This is a genomic window from Trichormus sp. NMC-1 (assembly GCF_001858025.1).
Lineage (GTDB): Bacteria > Cyanobacteriota > Cyanobacteriia > Cyanobacteriales > Nostocaceae > Anabaena.
This window is the reverse complement of record NZ_LZQD01000001.1, coordinates 410,896-419,655: the sequence shown is the minus strand read 5'-3', so window position 1 is coordinate 419,655 and position 8,760 is coordinate 410,896. Positions and strand designations below refer to the sequence as shown.

Genomic DNA, 8,760 nt, shown 5'->3' with positions numbered 1-8,760 from the left:
AGTTGTTTTTTTACAGGCTTCAGGAGGTCCAATTAACAGCACACCTTTGGGAATCCGAGCGCCTACAGCAGTAAATTTCTCTGGTTGTTTGAGGAAAGTTACAACTTCTTGGAGTTCTTCTTTCGCTTCTTCAATCCCCGCTACATCGTCAAATTTTACCCCTGTTTTCGCTTCCATTTGGAACCGAGCGCGGGATTTGCCGAAATTCATCGCTTGGTTAGAAGCATTAGTAGAACGACGGAGGAACAAAAGCATTAAAGCTACCAGTGGCAAAATCCACATCAGATTGATTAACAGCCCCACAGCAGCCCTATTGTTAGCAGAGGAAACTTCACCAAAATCAACGTTCTTTTCTTTGAGTTTGTTAATTAACTCAGAGTTTTGATCTAAAAGTCTTACTGGTATAGGTGGTGCATCTGGTTTTTGATCTGCCAAATAAACTTTAGCTATTTGTTCAGTTTCATCAAGTTCTACTCTTTTAACTTCCCCTTGCTCTGTTTTCTGGAGCAATTCCCCATAACTTAAAGAATTACTCGCTGTTTTTTGTGCCAAGACGGGAGAACCACCAACAATTCCTGGCAACATCATCATACTGGCTGCTAAAGCCCCAGTCCAAGCAATACCATGTGTTGAGCGCTGTTTCTTCAATGCCTTTTTTCCAACATTTGTCATAATATTTACCCTTTCTCTTTTGACATAAGCTGATATTTGGTTTTATGCCTATTCTTCTAGCAGAAATTCCCATAACTGGAAATTACGGTTTTCTTAATCTAGTCTAACTTCCAGACAAAAACATTCCCATGTATTTACTACTGAACTCATGTAGCTGCTCAATTAGGATAATCTAATCCTAATTACATCAAGTTTCTCCTGAAACTAAAATTTGACATATTACGCAATCAATCGTTAAAATAGTCATAATCATAATGACTACGCTTTTTAAAATTCTAGTTTTGTGGGTGAACTATGGTAAAAATTGTTGGTATTGGTGGTAGTTTAAGACCCGGCTCCTATACCCAGCTAGGGTTACAAGTAGCAGCACAACGAGTAGCAGCTTTAGGTGCAGAAGTCGAAATTCTCGATTTACAACAAATGCAGCTACCTTTTTGCAATGGTGGTAAAGATTATTCAGAATACCCAGATGTGCAGCGGTTGCGCGATACCGTTAGCAATGCCGACGGCTTAATTTTAGCTACACCAGAATATCATGGCAGCGTTAGTGGTGTCATAAAAAATGCTCTAGATTTAATGAGTTTTGAAGAACTATCGGGGAAGGTAACAGGATTAATTAGCATTTTAGGCGGTCAGTCTAATAGTAACGCCCTCAATGACCTACGGTTAATTATTCGTTGGGTACATGGTTGGGTGATTCCCGAACAGATAGCTATCGGACAAGCTTATAGTGCTTTTAACTCTGAAGGTAAGTTGCTGGATGAAAAGCTATCTCAACGCTTTGATCAATTTGCTCAGAGTTTAGTTGATAATACTCGGAAATTACGGGGAGTTAATTAGAACTGGGAGACAAGGGGAGGATATTTACAGGCTATTCTCCCTTTTTAGCCTGGAAAACAACTTTGTTGACGACAAGATTAGGAGATAGGAATAAAAACCTTGTAGCAGCTAAAATTTATCTGTAGAGTTTATACTAAACATCTTCTTTGTCTTCAACTGCAAATTTTTCATACTCTGTAATAATGCTTCTGATTTCATCTGCTAGAATATCAGCTTGTTCAGATTTTGCATAAATAGTCAGGAGAATAATTCCCTTTGCAGTTTTGACGTAATAAATGAGACGATAGCCACCACTTTTACCTTTTTGAATATCGCTATTTCGGATTCTTAGCTTAAAAACATCATAACCAATTCCAGATATTTTATCTCCCGGTAAATCGCCCCTTTCCAGTTGTTCTGCTACAGGCTGTATATCATTCCGAATACTTCTATATTTTTTGGCAAGATTGCGTATATTGCGGGTAAAAGTTACTGATGCTTGAACTTGAATTAACGGTTGTTCAGACATCATCAAGCCCTTCCCAAAGTTGAGCAACAGGAATAGTTTTTCCTGTCATGGCTTCATGCCAAGCTTGACGAAAATCTTCTAAAATAACTTCTTTAGTTTGCTCATCTTCATTTATTTCTGTTGTCTCTGGAATCAAAACAATTACCTCAACGCGACTATTTTGATCTGTCATTAAAGGACTATCTAATGTAAGTTGTCCCTGTTCATTGATGGTTGCCATTACTTTAATTGCTTTCATTGTTTCAATTATTTAGGTAAGATGAGGTTACATTTATTTTGTGATTACTAATAAAAATAATTAAGATATTTAACATTTATTTTAAAAGTTGGGTTTTCTTACGTCAATCCAACCTACAAGATTAGCAATCTCACTTATTTATTCTAAACCAATATTGAAGACTCAGAATTAACGCAGATGAGTTTTGTCTAACTCCATGACAATATCATCTTTGCCCAATTCGCAATCACAACTCATCTCCATCATAACCACCCCATTAATTCCTGGTGGGGTAAACCATGCAGCAACAGAATATCCTGAATCAGATTCGGTAATGAGTATCTGTGTTCCACTCAAGTTATAACGATAGTTTTTACCATCGTATAAACCTTGTTGTTGAGCCAAATTGAGCAGTGTTAAATTTCTAGCATTATTGACTAAGCGAATAGTGAAGCTACTCATCCCACGAGCAAAAGGTGCTGTTCCTCCTCTGGAAATACAAGATATGAGTTCAAAGTTTCCAGGGTTAAGAATTTGCACAGAACCATCATTACGAGCTAATGCTCTATAGTTTTCGGGAATATCAATATTTATACCAAATTGTGGAAGCTCTAAAGTACGTAAAATATCAGCAGGAGAAACTTCACCAATATCTCGGCATAATTCTTGTTGTGCTGTAGCAGAGTGAATATTTCCAATGACACTAAACAGTATTGCGTTGACCAGCGTAACAAGTGTAAGGGTTGTATTGAGAGGAGATTTGGTATTCATTCTGCTAGTAAAAACTTCTATCTTGCTAAAATGGATTAATTACCCTGACTAAGACTAATTAATCTTGTACTTTCAGCTTTCCTTCTTGCTGTAATCTCTCAAAAGCTGTATGAAGGTCAGGAGAAAATTCTCGAAACGACTAATTAACACCAGGAAATGATTTAGGTTAAACCCCATATCCCCAGTTTTTTTAACTTTTGTAAATATCTTTACGGTGCTGACAATGAAGGATTAAAACAGTTAAAGCTTGGTCATCAATTGCATAACGCACTCGATAATCCCCAACTCTGATTCTATATTCACCGTCAAAGCCCTTTAGTTTCTTAATTCCAGATGGACGCGGATCTTCAACAAGAGACAAAATTTTCTCTAAAATTCGCTCCCGTACATCCCCTGGTAAAGCATCCAGTTGTTTTTTTACAGGCTTTGGGATAATGACTTCGTAACTCATTAAGTTTCCCCAGACCGATTAGCAATGTATTCTTGAATAGTTGTATAATCACCATTTTTATACGCCTTTCGAGCCTCTGAAACCTCAGCAAGAATCTGTGGATCTTCCTCTAGTAAATCTTCTTCTGCTTCTAAAACCTGCTCCTCTATGATTTCTAAAAGCTTATGTTTTTCTTCTAAACTTAGAGATGCAATTCCTTCAAGTAAAGATTCAAAAGTAACTTGTAATCTAACTATGGTCATCATTTCCTCCTATTCTTAATCCTATTAAAACACCTTACAATTCCAAAGGTTCATCAAAATCATCAGACATAATAATCTGACCAGCCCAACTACCATAACCATGAAGTTGTTCAAGCTGTTCTTGAGAAGATTCAATCTTTGCGTGTTTCTCAAGTAGATATTCTGCATAATGCAATATCTCTTTTTTTAGAGACTCTGGCATCTTGACGAGAGTTTGAAAAATTTCTGTATCAATAGTCATAATTTCTCCTTACAGCGGTTTCCGCTCTTATGAAGTACATCATAGCCCCCTCATCGCTTGCGGGGAGGGGGTTGGGGGTGGGGTGCTTGTACCTCTTGACGCTGGGAAGTGCTGTAAGTGTTGCCGTAACTCCTCTACAATAAACACGCTTTAGCGATACGCGGTTCGTTTCCCATCTAAATTTGGCGTATCTATGGTTATGCCACGCAAGCTATCATCCAGAATTGGTATTAATTGTTTATTATTAGCTAAGGGTTCAGCATTGCTAAACCCTTACAAATCTAACTACAACTTGGTTCCACACTCAGAACAGAAATTGTGACTAGGTAGGTTTTCTGTATGACAGTGGCTACAATAAACCGGCTCAACTGCAATTTTCGGTTGTTGCTTAGGTAAGCCAATCATTTGCGCGTTACTCTTACCAGGAGCTACCATAGGATAGCAGTTTTCATCTCTGGTAACTTTGACATTGACAATTACTGGCCCGTTGTGTGCCAACATTTCGGCAATTTTATCTTCTAACTCGTCCTGGTTACTAATCACCATCCCCTTGATACCATAGGCTTTAGCCAAAAATTCAATATCTGGCATCCCTACTTCCATATTTGAGCAAGAATAACGCTCTCCATAAAAGGCTTCTTGCCATTGACGCACCATTCCCTGCCAGCCATTATTTAAAATCACAGTCTTGACATTTATGCCATACTGTGCTAATGTTCCCAACTCCTGTAAACACATTTGGAAACTGGCATCACCGCTGATACAGATAACTTCTTCATCAGGGAACGCTACTTTTACACCCATTGCCGCAGGAACACCAAAACCCATTGTTCCCAAACCTGCACTAGAAATCCAGCGTCTGGGGCCATTCTTGAGGAATTGTGCCGCCCACATTTGATGTTGTCCCACATCTGTGGTGTAGAAAGCGTGGGGTGCTTGACGACCAACTTCGACAATTACCTCTTGGGGAGAAATGCTATCAGGATAATGAGGTACAACCAAAGGGTAATCTTGTCGCCAACGGTTAATTAAATTTAACCATTCTTGATTTTGGTGAGGTGGAGTTTTGTTAGTTGAGTTTTGACATCGACGTAACAAATCAGTTAAAACGTTTTTGACATCACCGACAATAGGAACTTCGGGAACACGGTTTTTACCTACTTCAGCTGGGTCAATATCGATATGAATGACTTTAGCATGGGAAGCGAATTCATCTAACTTACCTGTCACCCGGTCATCAAATCTGGCACCAACACAAATCAACAAATCACAATCTGTCACCGCAAAGTTAGCGTAAGCAGTACCGTGCATTCCCAACATTCCCAAGGAGAGGGGATGATGTTCATCAAATGCACCGATACCCATTAAGGTAGTAGTGACAGGGATATTAAATAATTCAGCCAGTTGTTTGACTTCTGCGTGGGCATTGGCAGCGATCGCACCTCCACCAACATACAACAACGGGCGGCGACTTTCTCGAATCAACTGAATTGCCGCATTAATTTGTCTGGGATTTCCCTTCACAGTGGGACGATATCCAGGTAATTTGACCGAACCTGGTTCTACAGGTACATAGTCAAATTCTTCTAAAGCCACATCTTTAGGAACATCTATCAAAACGGGTCCCGGTCTACCAGTGCTGGCAATGTGGAACGCTTCCGCCACAATCCGCGCCATATCTTTAGGGTCACGCACTACATAAGAATGCTTGACAATAGGCAAAGTAATACCGTAAATATCTGTTTCTTGAAAGGCATCTGTACCAATCGAAGCCCGTGGTACTTGTCCTGTCACCACAATCATGGGAATAGAATCCATGTAGGCTGTAGCGATACCTGTAACTAAATTCGTTGCCCCTGGGCCAGAAGTCCCAAAGCATACTCCCACCTTACCAGTAGCACGGGCGTAGCCGTCAGCTGCATGGGAAGCGCCTTGTTCGTGTCTAACGAGGATGTGTTTAATTCTACCAGTTTCTTCTACTTTATACAGGTCATCATAAATCGGCAGAATTGCCCCACCAGGATAACCAAAAATATACTCAACCCCATGACGGACGAGACTATCTAACAATGCAAAACCGCCAGATTCACGTTTGGGGGTGACAACTGACGAATTAGAGATAGGGGATTGCTTGTGATTTGCCGATTGTGAGATACTGATTTGAGAAGGGGATTCTCCTGCGGAGACACTTTGTGAACGCACGGTTAACCTCAAAATATAACTAAACTTAAGCCCTAGATTCTGTATTTATAACTTCATTTTAATTGAAAAATTCCAGCAAATGCTTAGAGAATTTCCATTTACTAGCATAGACATACAATATCTTTGGGCTATGATTTTACAATTTTTAAATCACATCTTGCAATACCCGCCGTGTATTTTGCCACGCCCAGACACCGACAGCAGCGACAACCAGGCTCATTCCCAACAGCACAGCTGATAAACCAAAGGCATTAACTAGCTTTGTCGTTATCAACAGCGGTGCGGTGAGAGCAATATTGATGGCATGATTTTGAAAGCCAAATACCTTACCATGCATTTCTGGTGGAGTTTCTTGCTGAATTAAAGTTTGCATTGGCACATTCACGAAGGCCGCACCGACACCTAAGAAAATACAGAGTCCTAGGGCTAGGGGCAGGTTTTCAATAAAAGTGAACAACCCTAAAGACACCGCCATAATCAAAAACCCGATTAAGGGTAAGGGTTTGTGATGTAATTTATGACCAAAGTGTCCGAGAATTGCCGCACCTATTACCATCCCAACTCCGGCAGAAGCTACGAAAAAGCTAAAGTCCCTGGCTTCTAAGTTTAACTTTGCTGCCATACCAATCGCTAATTCTATCAGAGCCGCAAACACGCAATATAAAGTGACAATTTGCAGCATGGCATTCCACACGAGCCGATTTTTTTTGAGATAGCGCAAGCCTTGTAAGAATTCAGCCCAAGGATTAATTTTAACTGTATCTTCGTCAATGTGTCTGTGTTCTTGAAAATGAATAGGCATCATAATCAAAGCAGACAGTAGATATAAGATACCTACTACCATTTCTTTACCAAAACCTTTATTTAAGTTTTCCACCCAATCCAACATTGGACTAGCGACAGCATTACCAATAATTAATGCTGCCATCATCGTGCTGCTAAATAAGGCATTGGCAGCCATTAAACCCTCTTTCTTTACTAAAAGCGGGATAGCAGCTTGTTCTGCTGGGGCAAAAAACTGGGTGACGGTGGAAATGGCAAAGGTGAAGAATAACAGAATTGCAAACTCCCGTGGTAGGAAGGGAATTAACAGCATGAATAGTCCACGTACCACATCTGAGCCTACCATAATCAGTTTTTTCGGCACACGGTCAACGATCACACCGCCTGCGGAACCAAATAAAATTGCTGGTACGGTAAATGCCATGTACAAATAGAAACGACCGCTATTGTCTACATCATTAGCAGGTAGGTAGAGCTTCAGTAAGGCAATCATTAAGACAAAGAATACCTTATCTGCCAACTGGGAAACCAATTGCCCAATCCACAGGAGCATAAAATTCCTGTTTTTTAGCAGTGCGCCAAAGCCGTGATTAACAGCAGTAGGTTCAGTAGGAAACATTTACTATATTTAGGAATTTTGACTAGGGTAGATGGATCGGAAGAAGCCGGAAGCCGGGAGCCATGAGAGGAACATTAGTTATTTAACCGTGTTTATTTCTATTGTCACCCTTATTTTCTCTATTTCTCACTCCTGTTTGGTAACGCTAGTGTCCGGACTATTTTTATAAGTACGGCAGGTTACATCTGAACTAATGTCTCTGGAGAGACTGCTCAAAACTTGGGTGTTACTCTCTTCCAACTATAGGAATCCGGTTTGGTTTCTGTTCGCGGTAGCGTGCCGTAGGCATATTTACTCGTAGAGGTAGGGAACAGGGAACAGGGAACAGAGAAGAAGGAATCAAGGTATACGGAATTCAAATAGGAGTCCTATAGATGAATACGGATTTAATGAACCGCGAAGACGCGTTCACGAAGTGTCCCGTAGGGATAGGACGCGAAGGAAGAAGGAAGAAGATAAGTAATCTTACACTGGGAAGGGAGTAGCAAAGCGGGGCGCAGCTTGGTAACTCCTCCAAGTAGATCAACTCGTGGAAAGAAAAACTCTAATTTATGATTTTGGGAATCCCCACCCTCCGCGTCACCAAGGTGGAGAGAATGTTAATCATAGCGTTTTAACAACAAATGCAAAAATTCAGCCGCACTTAAGGATTTTATGGATGGAGGAAACCCCATTGATTGGTCTACCCACTGTCCTTGTACTGTTTGGGGCGATCGCCACATTGATAAGTGTTCAACGGGTGGATCGGCGTAAAAATTATCTTGCCCACTACCTAAAATAGCAGAACTCCAATGGGTAAAGTAATCATGACTCAGACGATGAATTGGGAAATCCCCCCATAATGGCATCCCCCAACCATCTATGGCAATAAATGCTTTGACATGACCACCCAAAAGTTGCCATTCTGTGGCAGCGGTAATTGCACCAACTACACCAGCACTAAAGCTAATGAATATAACAGGCGATTTTAACTCACTGTCCTGGAGGTGAAGGCGCAAAAACTGTAAAATATGGAATGCGGATACGGCTAAAATACCTTCTCCCGGAAAAACCAGTATATCTTCCAAATTAGGTGGGCTGAATCTATCATGCTCTAGATTTAACCCTCCTATGATAAAACTTGTAGTTAATTCTGGCTCATGGATTCCAGGGCAAATAATTATTTTCATTTTCTGTTAATTTTGACATGGGAGTAATGCAATATAGCGATTCTC

The 8,760-nt window shown here is 40.4% G+C and carries 11 protein-coding genes; 1 reads left to right on the top strand and 10 read right to left on the bottom strand.

The genetic code is table 11. From position 1 onward, the window contains the following. Positions 1-672: ATP-dependent metallopeptidase FtsH/Yme1/Tma family protein (locus A9Y75_RS01800; RefSeq protein ID WP_343232337.1), on the bottom strand; the 672-nt coding region annotated here is incomplete at its 3' end. A 294-nt stretch (positions 673-966) separates the two neighbouring features. On the opposite strand from A9Y75_RS01800, the gene A9Y75_RS01795 reads away from it, so the two are divergent. Beyond that, complete coding sequence (locus A9Y75_RS01795; RefSeq protein ID WP_071187674.1) at positions 967-1,512, top strand: NADPH-dependent FMN reductase; 546 nt, start codon at positions 967-969, stop codon at positions 1,510-1,512. A 133-nt stretch (positions 1,513-1,645) separates the two neighbouring features. On the opposite strand, the gene A9Y75_RS01790 is transcribed toward A9Y75_RS01795, so the two are convergent. The 9 genes from A9Y75_RS01790 to A9Y75_RS01750 form a co-directional block, all read right to left on the bottom strand. Further along, positions 1,646-2,020 carry a type II toxin-antitoxin system RelE/ParE family toxin gene (locus tag A9Y75_RS01790; protein ID WP_177176071.1) on the bottom strand — a complete coding sequence of 125 codons (375 nt, stop codon included), beginning with the start codon at positions 2,018-2,020 and terminating at the stop codon, positions 1,646-1,648. Further along, on the bottom strand, positions 2,013-2,258 hold the full coding sequence (locus A9Y75_RS01785; protein ID WP_071187670.1) for a hypothetical protein: 246 nt from the start codon (positions 2,256-2,258) through the stop codon (positions 2,013-2,015). Before A9Y75_RS01785 ends, A9Y75_RS01790 begins: the two co-directional genes overlap by 8 nt. A 168-nt stretch (positions 2,259-2,426) precedes the next feature. Beyond that, positions 2,427-3,008 carry a hypothetical protein gene (locus A9Y75_RS01780; RefSeq protein ID WP_071187669.1) on the bottom strand — a complete coding sequence of 194 codons (582 nt, stop codon included), beginning with the start codon at positions 3,006-3,008 and terminating at the stop codon, positions 2,427-2,429. Between the two features lie 190 nt (positions 3,009-3,198). Continuing rightward, entirely contained in the window at positions 3,199-3,459 is a 261-nt protein-coding gene (locus A9Y75_RS01775; protein WP_071187667.1) for a type II toxin-antitoxin system RelE/ParE family toxin, read from the bottom strand. Beyond that, a complete protein-coding gene (locus A9Y75_RS01770; protein WP_083389463.1) occupies positions 3,459-3,701 on the bottom strand; it encodes a hypothetical protein in 243 nt (80 codons plus the stop codon). Before A9Y75_RS01770 ends, A9Y75_RS01775 begins: the two co-directional genes overlap by 1 nt. 34 nt (positions 3,702-3,735) lie before the next feature. Beyond that, positions 3,736-3,942, bottom strand: a complete 207-nt coding sequence (locus A9Y75_RS01765; RefSeq protein ID WP_071187664.1) for a DUF2281 domain-containing protein — start codon at positions 3,940-3,942, stop codon at positions 3,736-3,738. Between the two features lie 285 nt (positions 3,943-4,227). Further along, on the bottom strand, positions 4,228-6,144 hold the full coding sequence (gene ilvB, locus A9Y75_RS01760) for a biosynthetic-type acetolactate synthase large subunit (protein ID WP_071187662.1): 1,917 nt from the start codon (positions 6,142-6,144) through the stop codon (positions 4,228-4,230). A 145-nt stretch (positions 6,145-6,289) separates the two neighbouring features. Further along, positions 6,290-7,546 carry an MFS transporter gene (locus tag A9Y75_RS01755; RefSeq protein WP_071187660.1) on the bottom strand — a complete coding sequence of 419 codons (1,257 nt, stop codon included), beginning with the start codon at positions 7,544-7,546 and terminating at the stop codon, positions 6,290-6,292. Positions 7,547-8,145: 599 nt separating this feature from the next. Further along, complete coding sequence (locus A9Y75_RS01750) at positions 8,146-8,715, bottom strand: hypothetical protein (protein ID WP_071187658.1); 570 nt, start codon at positions 8,713-8,715, stop codon at positions 8,146-8,148. Between the last annotated feature and the right edge of the window lie 45 nt (positions 8,716-8,760).